Source organism: Thermoleptolyngbya sichuanensis A183 (assembly GCF_013177315.1).
Classification (GTDB): Bacteria; Cyanobacteriota; Cyanobacteriia; order Elainellales; family Elainellaceae; genus Thermoleptolyngbya; species Thermoleptolyngbya sichuanensis.
The window spans coordinates 317,997-334,645 of the sequence record NZ_CP053661.1 but is presented as its reverse complement, the minus strand read 5'-3'; the positions used below and the strand labels follow the sequence as shown (position 1 = coordinate 334,645).

The 16,649-nt window shown below is 58.1% G+C and carries 14 protein-coding genes and 1 pseudogene; 4 read left to right on the top strand and 11 right to left on the bottom strand.

Annotated elements, in window-relative coordinates:
- Window positions 1-4: 4 nt before the first annotated feature.
- From HPC62_RS01495 to HPC62_RS01475, 5 genes are all read right to left on the bottom strand, one after another.
- A complete protein-coding gene (locus HPC62_RS01495; RefSeq protein WP_172353443.1) occupies window positions 5-331 on the bottom strand; it encodes an MgPME-cyclase complex family protein in 327 nt (108 codons plus the stop codon).
- A 106-nt stretch (window positions 332-437) separates the two neighbouring features.
- Window positions 438-1,163 carry a pyridoxine 5'-phosphate synthase gene (locus HPC62_RS01490; protein WP_172353442.1) on the bottom strand — a complete coding sequence of 242 codons (726 nt, stop codon included), beginning with the start codon at window positions 1,161-1,163 and terminating at the stop codon, window positions 438-440.
- Window positions 1,164-1,309: 146 nt separating this feature from the next.
- On the bottom strand, window positions 1,310-2,911 hold the full coding sequence (locus HPC62_RS01485; RefSeq protein WP_205370275.1) for an ABC transporter substrate-binding protein: 1,602 nt from the start codon (window positions 2,909-2,911) through the stop codon (window positions 1,310-1,312).
- Between the two features lie 29 nt (window positions 2,912-2,940).
- Window positions 2,941-4,473 (bottom strand): serine/threonine-protein kinase, encoded by a 1,533-nt coding sequence (locus HPC62_RS01480; protein ID WP_172353441.1) that lies wholly within the window; start codon window positions 4,471-4,473, stop codon window positions 2,941-2,943.
- Window positions 4,474-4,664: 191 nt separating this feature from the next.
- Complete coding sequence (locus tag HPC62_RS01475; protein ID WP_172353440.1) at window positions 4,665-5,651, bottom strand: LysR family transcriptional regulator; 987 nt, start codon at window positions 5,649-5,651, stop codon at window positions 4,665-4,667.
- Between the two features lie 488 nt (window positions 5,652-6,139).
- On the opposite strand from HPC62_RS01475, the gene HPC62_RS01470 reads away from it, so the two are divergent.
- Both HPC62_RS01470 and HPC62_RS01465 read left to right on the top strand, forming a co-directional pair.
- Window positions 6,140-7,084, top strand: a complete 945-nt coding sequence (locus tag HPC62_RS01470) for a hypothetical protein (RefSeq protein ID WP_172353439.1) — start codon at window positions 6,140-6,142, stop codon at window positions 7,082-7,084.
- A 198-nt stretch (window positions 7,085-7,282) separates the two neighbouring features.
- Entirely contained in the window at window positions 7,283-7,768 is a 486-nt protein-coding gene (locus tag HPC62_RS01465; RefSeq protein WP_068510758.1) for a 2Fe-2S iron-sulfur cluster-binding protein, read from the top strand.
- Between the two features lie 273 nt (window positions 7,769-8,041).
- On the opposite strand, the gene HPC62_RS01460 is transcribed toward HPC62_RS01465, so the two are convergent.
- From HPC62_RS01460 to HPC62_RS01450, 3 genes are all read right to left on the bottom strand, one after another.
- Window positions 8,042-8,596: an NADPH-dependent FMN reductase gene (locus HPC62_RS01460; RefSeq protein ID WP_172353438.1), complete on the bottom strand. Its 555-nt coding sequence runs from the start codon at window positions 8,594-8,596 to the stop codon at window positions 8,042-8,044.
- A gap of 381 nt (window positions 8,597-8,977) precedes the next feature.
- Window positions 8,978-9,730, bottom strand: a complete 753-nt coding sequence (locus HPC62_RS01455; RefSeq protein WP_172353437.1) for a class I SAM-dependent methyltransferase — start codon at window positions 9,728-9,730, stop codon at window positions 8,978-8,980.
- A gap of 59 nt (window positions 9,731-9,789) precedes the next feature.
- On the bottom strand, window positions 9,790-10,878 hold the full coding sequence (locus tag HPC62_RS01450) for a PIN/TRAM domain-containing protein (RefSeq protein WP_172353436.1): 1,089 nt from the start codon (window positions 10,876-10,878) through the stop codon (window positions 9,790-9,792).
- 264 nt (window positions 10,879-11,142) lie between these two features.
- Between HPC62_RS01450 and hemW the strand changes: the two genes are divergently transcribed.
- On the top strand, window positions 11,143-12,387 hold the full coding sequence (gene hemW / locus HPC62_RS01445) for a radical SAM family heme chaperone HemW (protein WP_172353435.1): 1,245 nt from the start codon (window positions 11,143-11,145) through the stop codon (window positions 12,385-12,387).
- 17 nt (window positions 12,388-12,404) lie between these two features.
- Here hemW and HPC62_RS01440 read toward each other — a convergent pair whose 3' ends face one another.
- Both HPC62_RS01440 and HPC62_RS01435 read right to left on the bottom strand, forming a co-directional pair.
- Window positions 12,405-13,253, bottom strand: coding sequence for a DNA-formamidopyrimidine glycosylase (locus tag HPC62_RS01440; RefSeq protein ID WP_172353434.1), 849 nt, complete (start codon window positions 13,251-13,253; stop codon window positions 12,405-12,407).
- Between the two features lie 409 nt (window positions 13,254-13,662).
- Window positions 13,663-13,890 (bottom strand): annotated as a pseudogene (locus HPC62_RS01435) (photosystem I reaction center subunit IV); the annotation flags it as partial.
- Between the two features lie 371 nt (window positions 13,891-14,261).
- On the opposite strand from HPC62_RS01435, the gene HPC62_RS01430 reads away from it, so the two are divergent.
- Window positions 14,262-15,554, top strand: a complete 1,293-nt coding sequence (locus tag HPC62_RS01430) for a hypothetical protein (RefSeq protein ID WP_172353432.1) — start codon at window positions 14,262-14,264, stop codon at window positions 15,552-15,554.
- A 72-nt stretch (window positions 15,555-15,626) separates the two neighbouring features.
- Here HPC62_RS01430 and HPC62_RS01425 read toward each other — a convergent pair whose 3' ends face one another.
- A complete protein-coding gene (locus HPC62_RS01425; RefSeq protein ID WP_172353431.1) occupies window positions 15,627-16,580 on the bottom strand; it encodes a PhoH family protein in 954 nt (317 codons plus the stop codon).
- Between the last annotated feature and the right edge of the window lie 69 nt (window positions 16,581-16,649).

Below are 16,649 nucleotides of genomic sequence, written 5' to 3'. Positions count from 1 at the left end.
GCTTCTAGACCGCCGACAGCGATGCCAGCGGATCGGGAATCGTCGCCGAAGGAGCCTCGAACTGGCCAACCAGCACATATTCATGGCGCAGCTTGAGCCAGGTAATCATCTGCGGGTTCGTCGAAATCACCGCCACCGCAGGGCGGGGACACTTTGCCTTGAATTCGCTCATCTCCGGTGCTTCTAGAAACGCAGGCTCACGCACCAGCCAAAAATCAATTTCTTTGCCCGTTTCGGCATAGTGGCGAGTGCGCTCGCGCAGCGACTCATCGAGCGGCTCCTCTTGGAGCAAAAATTTTTCACTGGCCAGGATGAAGTGATAGGTGGTCATGAGAGGTATTGGGATATTTGAAGAATAAAGGGTTGGAGCAAGGGTTGGGATTGGGTTAAGAGAAGGAAACTGGCACTTGTAGCTTTGTTCTCCATCGCTCATTTTCTCATCCCGGCAGCCCCAGCATGGCCTGTTTCATCTCGCGGATGGCCCGATCCATACCCACAAGGACAGCACGGCTAATGATGCTATGGCCGATGTTGAGTTCTTCCATGCCGGAAAACTGGGCAATGGGGCGCACGTTCCAGTAGGTGAGTCCATGCCCTGCATTGACCCGCAGCCCAGCGGCGATCGCCCGTTCACAGCCCCGCGCCAGCATCGCCAGTTCGTGGGCGTGGCTTTGCTCGTCATGGGCTTCCGCATAGCGGCCTGTGTGCAGTTCGATAAACTGCGCCCCCACAGCAGCGGAAGCGTCGATCTGGGCTGCATCGGCATCGATGAACAGGCTGACGGGAATGCCCGCCGATTGCAGCGTGCTGACGACGTGCAGCATCCGGTCTTTTTGTCCGGCGATGTCGAGGCCGCCTTCGGTGGTCACTTCCTCGCGGCGTTCTGGTACGAGTGTTACGTAATCGGGACGAATGTCGAGGGCGATCGCCACCATCTCGTCTGTGGCTGCCATCTCTAGGTTCAGATGCGTCCGCACCGTCTGCCGCAGCAGCCGCACATCCCGGTCTTGAATATGCCGCCGATCTTCCCGCAGGTGAACCGTAATGCCATCGGCCCCGGCTAGCTCTGCCAGCACGGCCGCCGCTACCGGATCGGGTTCCACCGTGCGCCGCGCCTGCCGAATTGTGGCGACGTGATCAATATTGACACCCAGCGTAGGCAAGGCTAAACGCTCCAACTCATTAAGATCTTCTTGGATCACTTTATTGGATCACAGTAGGGCATCCCAGCGGACACAGCCGCCCTGCCCCTCCTTTATCATGCCACCATCATGCCATGCCAAGGCATAGGGATTGGTGTGGAAGTATCCTAACCGACGGCATTGGGCGCTGGAGGCGCATCGGAGGCGGGCGTTTCTACAGGATTGGACGGCGGCGCGGGTACAGGGAAAGGTTGCGGTGCTGGGCTGGGCGCTGAGACGGGAATAGAGTCGGGGGCTAGTTGGGGAACTGGTTGGGGGACTGGCGCAGGCAGGGCAGCAGGCAGGGCGTGGCCCAGTGGCACAAAGTCAAACCCAAAGCCCGATCGCAGGCCAGGCTGCACTGTCACCAACTGCACGCCCTGGTTGCGATCGCCCGTTGGCAAAAATCGCACCGTTCCTGTCGCGCCACTAGCAAAAAAGTCAGGGGAGCGGAGCGCCTGCTGCACACCCGCGCGGTTCGGGGCCTGCTCCAGCGCAGCAATCAGCGTTTGGGCCGCATCGTAGGCCGTGGCGGTGCGCCAGTTCACGTCGCCTCGCCAAAGCTGGCGCGATCGCTCCACAAACGCCGCCTGCGACGCAGACAGAATATGCCACGGCACTGCCACCACCATGCCCACAGACTCCGGCCCGCCCACCTCCAGCGTCTTTGGCGCGTATACATCGCCGCCCGCCAGCAGAGGCAGCCGCCCGCCATTCGTCCGCACCACTTGCAGCGTCCGGTCAAGCTGGTCGCCATCGGTCAGCAGCACCAGCGCCGTCGCGCCTTGGGACGTTGCCTGCTGAATGCTGTCTGCGGCGCTAAAGGTAGACTGCGACACGTCGATTTCTCGCACCACTAGCCCCCCGCCGAGAGAGAGTGCCGTCCCAAATTCTGCCTTGAGCGACTGGCTGTAGCGGCTGCGCGAGTCGAAAAAGACGGCGGCTTTTTGCTGCCTCATTTGGTTGAGTAAGTGATCGGCCAGGGCGCGGGCGGTCACAAAATCGCTGGGCACGGTGCGATAGGTATAGGCTCCAGCATGGGCTAGTTCAACGGCGGTGCTGAGGGGCGAAATGGCAACCAGTTGCTCCGCTTCGTAAATCTCCGCAGCCGCCAGAGTTGCCTCGGCGCTGGCGTGGCCAACCACACCCAACACGGCAGGATTGGCAGCCAAGGCCTGGGCGATCGCCCTTGCCACAGCAGGACGGTTTTCGTCATTGGCAATGATCACCCGCAGCAGCACGCCGCCAATGCCGCCCCGCTGGTTAACTTCCTGCTGCGCCTGGGCCACACCCCGCAGCACCTCCAGCGAACTGTTCAAGTCCTGGCTGAGGGGCACGGAGACGGCGATCACATAGGCCGGGTTTGCGCCAATCTGGGCGTTGTTCAGGTAAATCAGCGCCTCTGGGTCGTTGGGCGTGGATTGGAGCGCGGCGGCAAAGTAGGCAGCGGCCTGGCGAGAATTTCCAGCGGCGATCGCCTGCACGCCCTGATGCTTCTCTGGCGACGCGCCCGCCTGAATCAACAGCCGCTCGCCGCTGCTGATGCGCCCTAGCACCTCGTTGGGCGAGAGTCCGTCTGGCTCTGTAGGACGCGGCCGAGTGCTAACCGACAGCAAATGCGCCGTTTTCAGATGATCTGCCGACCACCACAGCCCCATCATCACCACGCCCAGCGTGATTAACAGTGAAAGGACAAATGCCGGTGTTTCCGTTTCCCGTTGGCTAGACATACTTTTTCACAAGGGCGATGCACCCGCCGCTACAAGACTCGCGACAGCGCCAGATAAACCAGTCTGAATATAATTCCGACGAAAACGGCCAGCAGTCCGGCAAAAATGGCCAACATGAAAATATTGGGTAGCGACGGCGCAGCAATAATCGCTAGCCCTCTTCTAAGCGGCGTAAACGCCACCAGCGCCAGCGTGATCCCTGCAATGATGAGCAGATCGTTGCGCTCGATCCAGCGGCGCGATTGGGCAAAAATCAGCCCCACCACGATTCCCAGCAGCGGCACCCAAAATACCGGACTGACAATCGTCGTCCCCAGCAGGCTGAGCAGGGCGATCGCCACTAGCCCGCCCTCAAAACCCGTGAACAGCGCCCCACCCAAAAACTCCATGAGCGAAAACGGCGCAACCGTCGGCGCGGGGGGCGGGGCGGCAGCAGGCTGGGGCGGAGAAGCGGGCGCAGGTGAGGCAGAGGGCGGAGAAACGGGCGCAGGCGGGGTAGACGGAGCCGATTGCAGAGACGTTTGCCCCGTAGCTGGCGGCGCAGCGGTAACCGGGAAGCCCTGGCTGGGTTGCGTAATCTGCACGGGATGGTGCGCCAGCGACGCGGCTCCCAGTGCATCCTGCACCTCCTGGGCCGACTGAAACCGCTGGCTGGGCGTGGGCAGCAGCATTTTGTTCAGTACGTCGGCTAGGCGATCGCTCACTGGTGTGGACAAGTGCGATCGCCAGTTCCAGTTATTGCTGTAGGCATCGTAGAGTTCGTTGGGCTGTTTGCCCGTCAGCAGCGTAATACAGGTCACCGCCAGCGCATACAAATCCGTCGCCGGATACACCTGGTCGCCCCGCATCTGCTCCGGCGGCGCAAACCCCATCGAGTAAATCCCTGTAGAAGCCTTTCCGCCTGTACTGGCTGCGGCCGCTGTCACCTGCTTCACTGCGCCAAAGTCCAACAAAAACAGCCGCCCATCCCGCCGCCGCATGATGTTCGACAGCTTGATATCGCGGTGGATTGAGCCGTTGGCATGAACGTAGTCAAGCACCTTGAGGACTTCCTCTAACACCTCCAGCACTTCAGACTCCGAAAATGCCCCCCGTTGTTCCAGTTCTTGCTCTAAATCTTTGCCATCGATAAATTCCTGCACCAGATAGAAGAACCGATCCGTCCTTCCTGGCACTAGGCTGGGCACTTCCAGTTCAAAAAAAGCGAGCAAGTTGGGAATTTGGGGATGGTTGCTGCCTAGCTGCTCCAGCACCTCCGCCTCACGCTGGAATAGCGTCTGCGCGACTTGGAGCTGGTTGGGGCTGAGGTCGCCCGACGGCTGAAACTGTTTCACCACACACTGGCGCATAGCGGGCGTGTAGCGATCGCGCGCCAAAAATGCTGCCCCAAAGCCGCCCTTGCCCAGCAGCTTTTGCGGGATGTATCTCCCCTGCAACAGCAGTGGCATCCCGCAAGTGGTGCAAAACTTCTGCTGCACCGTCCGCAGGGTTGCTGAATCGTCCAGATCCATAAAGTGATTTTGCGGGCGGGGACAGCCAAAACGGGTGCAATAAACTTCCATACGGCGCGGCTAGCTGACAGGGGTGAACACACGCGAACCCTACAGCTATAGGTTAACCCGGATAGGTAAAACCGAACCTTGACAAGCAGCCTGCCAAACTGCCGCCAGAATATTTGCGGAATATTTGCAGAATACTTGCCAGCCTGTCCAATCGGCAAAGCAGGCTCTTGTCCTGCGCCCTCAGCCCACGCTCAGGTTTCGACGGGCAACACCGCTGCTGCCATCGATCCATGACCGTCATGGGCAGGACTGGGGACATGGGTGGAAAACTGGGGCAACACTTCTTCAATAAAGGCCTGGGCCGCCTTGGAGCGATAGCGGTTGGGGTTCACAATCACCGACAGCATCCGATTGACCACCACATCTTCGATGCGGGTGCGCTTTAGCACGTCCATTTGTAGCTCTTTCTCAATCGCTGAAATCGAGACAAAGGCAGCGCCTAGCCCCGACTGCACCGCGTTTTTGATGGCTTCGATAGAGTTTAGCTCCATTTCCACCTTCAGGCGGCGCGTTTCAATGCCGCTGCGCGTGAGAACCTGATCAATCACTTTGCGAATTGTGGACTGCGAATCGAGGGTGATGAACTGGAGCTTGTAGAGGTCGTCTTTTTGCACCATGCCTTGGCGAGCCAGCGGGTGATAGGCAGGCAGGATGAGTGCTAGTTCGTCTTCGGCATAGGGAATAATTTCTAAAGATTCCTGTAATTCGGGAGGCACTTCTCCGCCGATAATCGCTAGGTCGATCTGCCCGTTGGCGACGCTCCAGGCCGTGCGTCGGGTGGAGTGGACGTGAAGCTGGACGGCGACTTCGGGATACTGCTTGCGAAACACGCCGATCATGCGAGGCAGCAGGTAAGTTCCGGTGGTCTGGCTGGCCCCTACGATCAGCGTCCCGCCCTGGAGGTTTTGCAGGTCTTCGATGGCGCGGCAGGTTTCTTCACAAAGGGACAAAATGCGATCGCCATAGCTGAGCAGCAGATGCCCCGCTTCTGTGAGCTGGGCCCGCCGACCGCCCCGGTCAAACAGCGGTACATCTAGCTGGCGCTCCAGGTTTTGCACCTGCAAGCTGACGGCAGGCTGCGACACATAGAGGCTGTCGGCCGCTCGCTTGAAGCTTCCCTCGGCGGCGATCGCCTTGAGAATCCGTAACTGATCCAGTGTGAAAGGAAGGTCAGCCATGACTGCTAAGCCTAACAAAAGAATGAACCGGGAGTCTGAACCTGAAGCATGAAAAAATGATCAACCCTTTCAAATATCAACCTCTCAGCGGTGCAGCATTGCCTTACTTATGGGTCAATTCTGCAACGTGATCAAACCGACAGCATTCTCCGAAATCCTGATTTTGGCGGCGCGTCTGGCTCTTGGGGTGACAAACGCTTGAGCGCTAGTCCGCAGCCAGATAGCCTGAGCGTGGAGCGTGGGTCTTGTGCGTTTGACCACACCTGACATCATTGGACTACAGAATGTCCCTTTCTAGTGCATCGGCGTAGATAAACATTCAGTAAACAACATCCTGTGAGAAAAAGGCGAAAAAGTTGGGCAAATTGAGGCAAGCTAAATCAGGCTAGATTTTTTAATGAACCTTAACGTATCGATTTGATGACCTGCGCTGCCTGAGAGCGCCACTTTAGGAATCCTTTAGTATTAGAGCAGCATTAGAGCAACTTATGAAGCGGGAGGTCGTCCAAGAGTTTTTGAATCAACCCGGTGTCGCTGGGATTGCCCTGATGGATGGGCGATCGCGACCCTACTTTTTTGGGGTTGATCAAACCCTCAACTTTCAGCAGAAAGAGGCGCTAGCCCAGGGGATTCAGCAAGTCGTGCAAACGACACCCCCTGGATTTGAGTATTTTGAATTTCAGTTTAGCGGGCATCGTGCCTATATCTACAAATTTGATCACGGCATGATTTTGCTGGTGCTGGCGACTGGTGAGCTAGTCTTGGCAACCTATGCGCCGCTCATTCATCAACTGCGGGCAGAGCTAAAGCATGATCTGACCAATGCGATCGCCACCTTTCGCCTACTCGCAGGCAACCTCTCTCTGTCGAACCAAAATTACTGGCAGCCCACTGGCCCAACCGGCCCCTCCGCTCCCTCCGCTCCCCTTCCTGCTGCCCCGTGGCACAGTCCCCCTTCGTCCCCTGTTCAGCCTGAGAGAGTTCCCGCGCCCCCACCTGTTTCTTCAGAGTCTATTGCCCGCGATCCGGTTTTGTCGTCGCCTGTTTCTGAAGATGCTGCGGGTGCTGCGGCGTTGCTCCCCGATGCGCCTGCGCCCACGCTCAAGGAACTGCTGACTGCGGTGAATCAAATCAGCCAGTTCACCACGCACTATCTGGGGCCGACGGTCGTGGCCAACTACTGGCGATCGAGCCGTCCGGCGATGGAGTGGCTTGGCAATTTTGAAATCGATCGCACTGCCCGGATCACCTACACAGGCGACGTGCCCGCCCTGTTGCAGACCCTCAGCGATGAGCAGCAGCAGGGAGTTCAAGACTGGACTCGCGCCTTTATCCAGCGGTGTTCTCGCGTGATGCGGGACTTTTCGACGCTGCTGGATCAGGGCGTGCTGGACAATCGCCAAAAGGCGTTTCTGGCGCTGTCATCCCTCTAGGTTCTTTTCGCTAGAGAGATGCGATATTCCTGAAGGGCGATCGCCCTTAATTTCCCTGACTCAGAGCGATGCCTGCCTCAGCATAGCCCCTTTAACCTTGTGTTAGCTCTGTGTACTTTCTGCGGACTTTCTGCGGACTTTCTGTGTACTTTTTTCCTCTGCTTTCCGTTTTGATCGCTAACCTCTGGAGACCCCGTCATGGCTAAAACTGTCCGCCTGGAACCGATTGCTCAAGAAACCTCAGTCGAAACCAACGGCAACTTGCTCTCTGTTTTAATTAACAAAGATCTGGATGTCTTACGTGAATGCGGCGGACGGGGCATGTGCGCCACCTGCCATGTCTATGTCACTGAAGGCATGAACCAGCTCTCGCCGATCAACCGCCGAGAACAGCGGACCCTGGAAGTCATTACCACCTGCCGCCCAAACTCCCGCCTTGCCTGCCAGGCCCGCGTCCAGGGCAACGGGGTCACCGTCGAGCTACCGGCCGGGATGTATATCAACTCGCTGCAAGACATTGAGGTGCTGATCGGGCGACGGGCAGAGCAAAACCTGCTGCACCCGATTACGGGTCAAGTGCTGGTGGAAGAGGGCAAGCTGATTACTCGCTCCATGATGAAGCAGTTGGAAGCCACGCCGACCTTCAGAGTGTCGGAATACTTCTCCAATAGCAGTGAGGCTTAGAGGGTGTTTGAAAAGGTATCGACTGTAATGTTAAGCACTCAGAGGTCCCCCCTAGCCCCCCTTAACAAGGGGGGAAACCGCCTTAAAGTCCCCCTTTTGAAGGGGGATTTAGGGGGATCTTGCACGCTTTGCTACAAACAGTAGGACTTTTCAAACATCCTCTTAGACCGATGCCAAGGGGGCCGGGGTGAGGAGTGAGACGTTGCTCCAGAACCTGACCCCCCATCTCGAACTGGCTCAGAAACTGGCTCAGAAACTTGCTGAGGGACTGGCTCAAGCCGATACAGCGACGGAGCGGAGCTTTCGGGTGTTTTCGACCAGGCTTTTAGCAAAGGCATCAAAGCGCTTGGAGAGGGCTTCATCACTCAGGTTGCCCTCAGCATCAAACGCTTTCCAGGCTTGCCCGATCGCCACTTGCTCTGGAATCACCCAGGCGTGAACCCAGCGCAGGATGGTTCGCAGGTCGTTGAGCGCGTTGCTATTGGGCTGTCCACCCAGGACGCTGATGTTGCCCACTACCTTGTCGGTAAATTCTTCAAAGCCCATCAAATCGAGGGCATTTTTCAGCACGCCGCTGACGCTGCCGTGATATTCCGGGGTTGCCAGAATGATGCCGTCTGCCTGACGAAACGCTTGCTGTAAGCGGGCTACATCGGGATAGTCGGAATAGTCGTCGCCGCCATCGCAAAAAGGGAGATGGAGCGATCGCAGATCCAGAATTTCTACCTCGGCTCCTAACGCCCGGACTCGCTCGGCGGCGATCGCCAGTGCTTTGTGACTATAGGAACCTGGACGCAAACTCCCAGCAATCCCCACGATTTTGACCATTGCGTTAACCTTTTTAACCTCTGTATCGACTTGCCTCTATTCTAGCTAAATCGAACTCGGTATGAGTATGCTTTGCTGACCGGGTCAGGGCTTTGCGGCAAGGGGCTTCAAGGGCAAAAACGCAAAAAACACAAAAAATGCAAAAAACGCAAAAAAAGGAGGGACTACGGGTAGCCCTCCCAACCATCAGGGTGCATCTACTTATCACATTATGCCATCTCAGGGATGAGGGGTGTCACCCCCTAAATAAAGTTTCTTCGTTTATTCATTGGCATAAGTTATGGTAGTCAGTCTTTTTAATATGCAAATCAAATGTTAGTGTATCAATCACTGCTATCATACGCAAACTCCTCTGTTTTTGCACCTGCTGATCAAAAACCCTTAGCTAAACTTGACCCGATAGAGATAAAAGAGTTCACCGGGCTGTTTTTTCATCACCTGTGCCTTGTGGGTCTTCAGCAAGTCCTGCCACGTGCTGAGGGGTTCCAGAAACACCTCTGCTCCCAGATAAGTTTCCAAAATGGCCCAGTTTTCGGCCAGGGGTGAATCGGGATCAATAACATCGAACACAAACATGCCGCCGGGTTTGAGGACGCGCTGCACCTCGGTCAGGACGGCTTTCCAATAGTCCAGCGGGTAGTAGCAGCTAAACCCAGTGGCGATCGCCAGGTCAAACTGATCCGCTTCGTACTGAAGCTGATGCGCCGGGCCAGGCTGCACGCCTTTGAACAGCTTGGAGTTGAGCTGGGGACCGCGGGCGTTGAGCGTGTCTCGCGCCACCTGGCTGATTTCCTGCCCATAGAACACAGCCTCCCAGTCGCGCCAGGGATAGATCAGAAAGCTCACGCCGCAGCCAATGTCCAGACAGCGCTGCTGCTTTTTGGGCTGGGCAACGTCCCAAAAGGGCGAGGCGATTTTTGCAGTGAGCAGACCCGCCTGCCACTCCTGGTAAATGGGCATTTCGGTCACTTCGGCGGGCAGGTCAAACGGCTCTCGCTGATATTCCTGGTTGAATCGGCGGGCAACAGCCGCAAGCTGGGGCTGCCATTCGTCAGCGCGATCGCCCAAAAAGCTCGCCAGACTGTTTCCTGACGGGCCCTTTGGCGATGACCCAGCCGCTCGATCTTTTGCCATTATTCACTCACTCGATCAACCTTTGACAGCGAGACTTGCAGCGAAACTTTCGTCCTGTGCTATCCGCGTGGCACCGCCGAAGACTGCTCCGGGCGGGCAAAGATCATGCGCCCCGCCGACGTTTGCAGCGCCCCCGTCACCAGTACGCAGATTTCATCGCCAATATAGTCGCCCCCTTCCTCCACCACGACCATCGTGCCGTCGTTGAGATAGCCCACGCCCTGCGCGGGTTCCTTGCCCTGCTTCAAAATCTTTAGGTCGAAGGTGTCTCCGGGCAGATAGGTCGGGCGGATCGCTTGGGCCAGGTCATTGATATTCAGCACGGGCACCTGCTGCAAACTGGCGACCTTGTTGAGGTTGTAGTCATTGGTCAGCAGCATTCCGTTGATATCTTGCGCCAGCCGCACTAGCTTGGCATCAACGGTGGGAATGTCGTCATAGTCGGCCGGGTGGATGGCGATGCGGTCGGGATAGGCTTCCTTGATGCGGTTGAGGATATCCAGCCCGCGCCGCCCGCGCACCCGCTTCTGGTCGCTGGAGGCATCTGCCACCTGCTGAAGCTCTTGCAGCACAAACTGCGGTACTAGAATTTGCCCTTCAATAAAGCCTGTCGCCAGGATGTCTTCGATGCGTCCGTCGATGATGCAGCTTGTGTCTAGCACTTTTGCCGCAGCGGGCTTGAGCGTACCCTCAGCCACTAGCAGCGTTTCAACACTGTTGGGGTTGATCAGGCGCAGGAGCGATCGCCCGTGAGCATCCGCCAGATTTACCCCCGAAAAGGCAAAAATTACGCTGCCCAAAATCGCGGCCAGTGGCTTGATAAAGGCAAATTCTGTGGGAATGGGCAGCAGAAAAATCGGAGCCAGCAGCAGGTTCGCCACCAGTAGCCCCAGCACCAGCCCCACTGAACGGCTGAGCAGCATATCCACCGGCATTTCGCGCACCTGCCGCTCGACGCGCCGATAGGATGTCTGCGCCACCAGCCCCAGTGCCAGCCCCAGCAGCCCGCCAAAGCCACCCGTCACCAAGCCCAGTCCCTCGCGGTTCGTCACCTGGTCGAGCGCGTCCATCGGCAGCAAATCGACGCTGAAATAGCCGATCCCTGCGCCCGCTACAATGAATGAAAGAATGATGATTGCGTCAAGCATAGGTTCCAGTGAAACGCTGGAGAAAAGGCGGCGCGGTCAGAGGTCGCGGTCACGAAGTTACGAGAGAACTGCGGGTGAGGGGAGAGTGAAGAGGACGAGCGGACGGAGGGGCGCACGGAGGGGCGGTCGCCAGATGAGAGACTCGTCAGGATAGCCAGCCTGGAAGTTGTCGTAAGCTCGATGCAGCGGGTTAGCACGTCACGCGCAGGCCCATTCACAGGCCCATTATATCGCCCGATTTTACACCGGAAGATTCCTCTAGCAATGGCAGCCCAACAGATCGCAACAGTTTCGCCTGCTGCTTCTAAAGCCAAACCTCAAGACGAAGTTCCAACGGCGGCCTATCTCCATATTCCCTTTTGCCGTCGCCGCTGTTTCTATTGCGACTTCCCGATTTCGGTGGTGGGCGATCGCGCTCGTGGCGAAACATCGGGAACCATCGCCCAGTATGTCGAGGTGCTGGAGCGAGAAATCCTGATCACTGGGCAAGACGGGCGATCGCCGCTGGAAACCGTCTTCTTTGGGGGTGGCACGCCCTCGCTGCTGTCGGTGGCGCAGGTCGATCGGCTGCTGACGAGGCTCGATCAGCACTTCGGCATTGCGACGCAGGCAGAAATTTCAGTGGAAATGGACCCTGGAACCTTTGACCTGAGCTATGTCCAGGGCTATAGGGCCGCTGGGGTCAATCGCATCAGCCTGGGCGTGCAGTCGTTTCAGGCAGACTCGCTGCAAGCCTGCGGCCGCACCCACAGGCCAGAAGACATTCCCCTGGCGGTAGACCTGATTCGTCGCGCTGGGCTAGATAACTACAGCCTGGACTTGATTTCGGGATTGCCGCACCTGACGCTGGAGCGCTGGCAGGAAGACCTAGATCGGGCGATCGCCCTCGATCCCGCCCACCTGTCTATCTATGACCTCACGGTGGAACCGGGCACGGCCTTTGCCCAGCGCTATCGGCCCGGCGAAGCGCCCCTCCCCACCGACGAAGCCACCGCCCAGATGTATCGCCTCGCCCAGCAGGTGTTGACCCAGCGCGGCTTCCAGCACTACGAAATCTCGAACTACGCCCGCCCCGGCTACTCGTGTCGCCACAACCGGGTTTACTGGGAAAATCGCCCCTACTACGGCTTTGGCATGGGCGCGGCCAGCTACGTGAACCATCAGCGCTTTAGCCGTCCCCGCACCCGCCGCGAATATTTCCAGTGGGTGGAAACGCTAGAGGCCGCAGGCGGCAGGCTGGCGCATCCCACCACGCCCCCCCAAGAACGGCTACTCGATACGCTGATGCTGGGGCTGCGCCTGGCCGACGGGCTGGATCTGCTTAGGCTAGAACTGGAGTTTGGCAAGGGGGCGATCGCCCGCATTCTCACTTGCCTGCAACCCTACGTTCAGCGCGGCTGGGTCGATCAAACGCCCTCCCGTATTCGCCTGACCGACCCAGAGGGCTTCCTATTCTCCAATGTCGTGCTGTCGGATTTGTTTGAGACGCTGAGCGAATCGCCCGTTTAACAAGCCAGACTCGACCATCACCGCTGACACGCCTTGCAATAGTGCGCCGATCGCCCGGCCATCTTGAGCCGCAGGATCGGGGCGTTGCATACGCGGCAGGGTTCGCCGTCGCGGTTGTAAACCCAGGCCACGCCGCCGTAGTTGCCATTGATGCCCTGCACGTCACGAAAGTCGCTAAAGGTGGTGCCCTTGTTGGCGATCGCCGTTTGCAGCACGTCTCGAATGGCGTGGTGGAGCCGCTGAATTTGCTTCGGCTTCAGTCGGGCGCAGAGGGTCTGCGGGCGAATACCGCTGAGAAACAGGGCCTCGTCGGCGTAGATGTTGCCAATGCCTGCGACGAGGGATTGGTCTAGTAAGGCATTCTTAATGGGGCGCTGGCGGCCGCGTAGCCACCGGGCAAAATAGTCTACCGAAAAATCGTCGGAAAGCGGCTCTGGGCCAAGGGCTTGCAGTCCGGTGATGACGGATTCCGGCGGGCGATCGCCCGGAACCCACCACAGTTGCCCAAAGGTGCGCTGATCCACAAACCGCAGTTCTCGGTTCTCTGGAAAAAACAGCCGCACTCGACAGTGCTTTTGCAATGGAGCATCCTGCGCCACCCAGAGCAACTGCCCCGTCATCCGCAGATGCACACCGAGATAGCCAGCGGGCTGGTTGGCTGCGTCCACCAATTCTGCTAGCAAATACTTGCCGCGCCGCCGCCACTGGGCGATCGCCAGCCCCCGTAGCCCTGCAACGAACTCAGTGGGTAAAGCGGGATGGGCGATCGTGCGATCGAGCAGCACATCCGCCCCGACAATGGGCTGGCTGAGCGTCGTTTGGTTTAGCCCTCGGCGGACTGTCTCTACTTCGGGAAGTTCGGGCATGGGGGAGAACCGTTGCGATGCCCAGTAGAAAACGGGAGGAGGGCGATCGCGCCTAGTTCTCAAACTCTAGCGAACTCTGACGAAAAAGCGGGGCAAAAAAGCGAGGTGTCCTACTCACAGATCCTTTCCTGCCGAATCCTGAGATCTTTTCCTGTCGAATCCTGCTGCTGCCGAGTCCTGCTGCTACCGAGTCCTGCTGCTGCCGAGTCCTGCTAAAAATTCGGGTTTCCCAGACAGATTAGCGACCTAACCCCTCTCGGAAACCCGAAACTGCCCTGGTAATTTAGGGTAATTCAGGACTTGTGTAATTTCAGGCCGTGCCTGGTAATCAGGACATGCCTTCGCCTTCGGCCTTGTGGGGCGCATCGGTCGGCTCAGGCGCTTTGGGAGGCACCGCAGCCGTCTTTGCTTTGGCAGACTTGGGTGCAGGCGCAACTTCTTCTAGTTCGCTGAGGGCGAAGTTATTGGTGTTCACACCAGAAGCGCTGCCGCTGAAGCCGTTGTAATTCACCTTGTCAAACCGGACGATCACCGGGTACTTGATGCCGCTTTGATCGACCGAAGCAACCGTGCCGACATCGTTGTACCAATAAGATTCTTTGCGGAGAATCCGAACTTTTGAACCGCGTTCAACCATGAGTGCTTTTCCTTAGCTGATTAATCATCCTGGAGGCCATCTCTACAGATGCAGTCCCAGCGTGAGCGGTCAGGGCCGACCCTTTTGGGCGCAGGAGAAATGACTTTTCATAGTTTGATTTTCAGCGTACTACTCCCACGTAGCCATCTGGCGAGATCAAGGTTTAAGTTTTATTGCCTAACGTGTCTGGGTTTGAACGAGTGTTGCGCCTCTCGTCCCCCTGCTGGCTCCCTATCGCAAACGCAGAAGCCAGAGCAAAATTGCTGTTGAGATTTGCGGGATGCGCTTAAAATAGCGGGTAATCAATACGCCTGTATAGCGTTTGCCGCAGGCAGATTTCCCCCACAGAGCGGTAGCGCTCCGCAACAGCTATGAATAGGGTTCCGCACGGCTCAGCAGCGCCAGAGTTTGCAGCACAATCTGAAGCACAATTTGAGGCACAATTTGCAGAACAATTTGCAGAACAGCCTGAAGACGGTCATGACGTGCAAATCGGCAACGGACAAACCGCAGATTCAGGGTTTCTGAATTCCTCGGCTCCGGAGTGGTCTGCGGTCGGGTGGTCTGCTGGCGCTGCGGCGATTGACCCACCCCCGTCCGAAGGCCCGAACACCGAAGACGCGAGTGCAGTGCAGCCGCCCGACCCGACCTTGCCGCTATTCCCCCCAGCGTCCCCTTCAGGAAATTCTGCGGTGCTTGCGCTACCCCCTGTCCGGTTTTTGGGGAAGTTGTTAAATCAGCATCCCACGATCTTCTGGAGCGGGGTCTGGGTGATCACGCTGCTCTGTGCAGGCATTGCCGTCACGGGCCTGATGAATCCAGAACTGTCGTCCCAGCAGGAGCAGCCCGACCCGACCGGGGTAGAAGCCGTGCTGCGGGCGACCCGGCTCGATCGGCAAAGATCTGCGTCTCCGTCCGTCTCCTTTGGGCTGCTGGCGGTGAGTTGTGCGGGATGCTGTTTGCTGCTGTCGCGGCGGTTTCAGCAGCCCCAGTCGCTTGCTCAGCCAATGGGCCGCAGAAAACTGCGATCGCCTGCCAGAAGCACCATCGCCGCAGAACTGGAGGCGATCGCCACCCTCGCTTCTGACTCTATCCAAGACCCAGAGCGTTTGCCACCCCTGCCCAGCCGCCAGCCCTGGATGGACGCAGCCCTCTCCGCTGCAAACGCCGAGTCTGCGCCCGTGCCCCCTACTAGCCACGCTTCGGGTTCTCTGGGTTCTCCGGGTTCTCTGGGTTCTCTGGGTTCTCAATTACCGCAAGTCCTGCAAGCGCCCCAATCGCAGGATTACCTGAGCTATCTGCGCGTTCATGCCCAGTCCAGGGCGCAGAGCCAGCGGCTCGCTCGAACCGAAGGGCGATCGCCCTCTCGTCCCCAAAACTCCAGACCCCAGAATGACCCTGCCAGCCCGCACACCATTGCCCCCTACGCGCCCAACCCGGCTTTGCCCGTCGCGTTTCTCTTGCCTTCAGCACATTCTTTGCCAGAAAACGCCTTTTTGCCTGCTCCCATTGCCCAGCCCACACTGCCCGCTGCCACCCAGCCGCTGCTCAACCTGAGCCAGCCGCCCCAGTCCCAGGCAGAGTCCTTGCCAGATCCAGCGTCTACCCTGGCAGAACTGCGGAAGATTCAGGCGAAGCGGGCGCGAAAGGAAACGGAGTTGTAGGGTGTAGGGGGATGATGCCAATCCTCGATTACTTCAACGACCTTAACGACCTCAACGCTCCATTACGCTCCACTACGCTTCATGCTGCTCGTAAGCTGCCACAATCCGCTGCACTAGGGGATGGCGCACCACGTCCGCCTTGGAAAGATTGCAAAAGGCGATGCCCTCGACATGGCGCAGAATCTTTTCGGCGATCGCCAATCCAGACTGCTGATTCATGGGCAAGTCGGTCTGCGTCACGTCGCCCGTGACCACCATCTTGGAACGAAAGCCCAGCCGGGTCAGCACCATTTTCATCTGGGCAGGCGTGGTATTTTGCGCTTCGTCGAGGATGATAAAAGCATTGTTTAGCGTGCGTCCGCGCATGTAGGCCAGGGGCGCAACCTCGATCACGCCGCGTTCCATCAGTCCGGCAATTTTTTCGGGGTCGATGAGTTCATACAGCGCGTCGTAAAGCGGACGCAGGTATGGGTCAATTTTTTGCTGCAAATCGCCCGGCAAAAAGCCGAGCCGCTCTCCGGCTTCTACTGCTGGGCGGGTGAGAATCAGCCGCTCCACCTGGCTAGACAGCAGCGCCTGCACCGCTAGCACTGCCGCCAGAAACGTCTTCCCGGTTCCCGCCGGGCCAATGCAAAAGGTCAGGTCATGGGTGCGAATAGCCTGGACATATTGCCGCTGGCGAAACGTTTTGGCGCGAATCTCGTCACCCCGGCGCGTGCGGGCCAGCACGTCTCGCTGGAGTTCCTCTAGATCCCCCTGCCGACGAGTGTCGAGCGCCTGACGCGCGGTGAAAATGTCTGCCAGGGTGACGGCTTTCCCTACTCCCCAGTAGGGCTCGAGCGATCGCACCAGTTTCTCACACAGTTCAACCTGGCTCTCGGTTCCTGAAATCAGGAGCTCCTGTCCCCGCATCACAACCGTTGCCCCCGTCTGACGAGCCAGCAGCTTCAGGTTTTCTTCCTGGTAGCCCGCAAGGGCGATCGCGCTTTCGGGGCTGGGAAACGGAACGATGGCAGAGTTACCCATGCAGCGGGTCAGGATAGAAGGGCATAGGCGAAAGCGAGAGGATTGAAGTTAGGCTCAAAACTCAAAACG

Coding starts and splice junctions, on each gene's coding strand:
- HPC62_RS01495 (WP_172353443.1), bottom strand. CDS start 331: ATGACCACCTATCACTTCATCCTGGCCAGTGAAAAATTTTTGCTCCAA.
- HPC62_RS01485 (WP_205370275.1), bottom strand. CDS start 2,911: ATGTCTAGCCAACGGGAAACGGAAACACCGGCATTTGTCCTTTCACTG.
- HPC62_RS01480 (WP_172353441.1), bottom strand. CDS start 4,473: ATGGAAGTTTATTGCACCCGTTTTGGCTGTCCCCGCCCGCAAAATCAC.
- HPC62_RS01475 (WP_172353440.1), bottom strand. CDS start 5,651: ATGGCTGACCTTCCTTTCACACTGGATCAGTTACGGATTCTCAAGGCG.
- HPC62_RS01470 (WP_172353439.1), top strand. CDS start 6,140: ATGAAGCGGGAGGTCGTCCAAGAGTTTTTGAATCAACCCGGTGTCGCT.
- HPC62_RS01465 (WP_068510758.1), top strand. CDS start 7,283: ATGGCTAAAACTGTCCGCCTGGAACCGATTGCTCAAGAAACCTCAGTC.
- HPC62_RS01460 (WP_172353438.1), bottom strand. CDS start 8,596: ATGGTCAAAATCGTGGGGATTGCTGGGAGTTTGCGTCCAGGTTCCTAT.
- HPC62_RS01455 (WP_172353437.1), bottom strand. CDS start 9,730: ATGGCAAAAGATCGAGCGGCTGGGTCATCGCCAAAGGGCCCGTCAGGA.
- HPC62_RS01450 (WP_172353436.1), bottom strand. CDS start 10,878: ATGCTTGACGCAATCATCATTCTTTCATTCATTGTAGCGGGCGCAGGG.
- hemW (WP_172353435.1), top strand. CDS start 11,143: ATGGCAGCCCAACAGATCGCAACAGTTTCGCCTGCTGCTTCTAAAGCC.
- HPC62_RS01440 (WP_172353434.1), bottom strand. CDS start 13,253: ATGCCCGAACTTCCCGAAGTAGAGACAGTCCGCCGAGGGCTAAACCAA.
- HPC62_RS01430 (WP_172353432.1), top strand. CDS start 14,262: ATGAATAGGGTTCCGCACGGCTCAGCAGCGCCAGAGTTTGCAGCACAA.
- HPC62_RS01425 (WP_172353431.1), bottom strand. CDS start 16,580: ATGGGTAACTCTGCCATCGTTCCGTTTCCCAGCCCCGAAAGCGCGATC.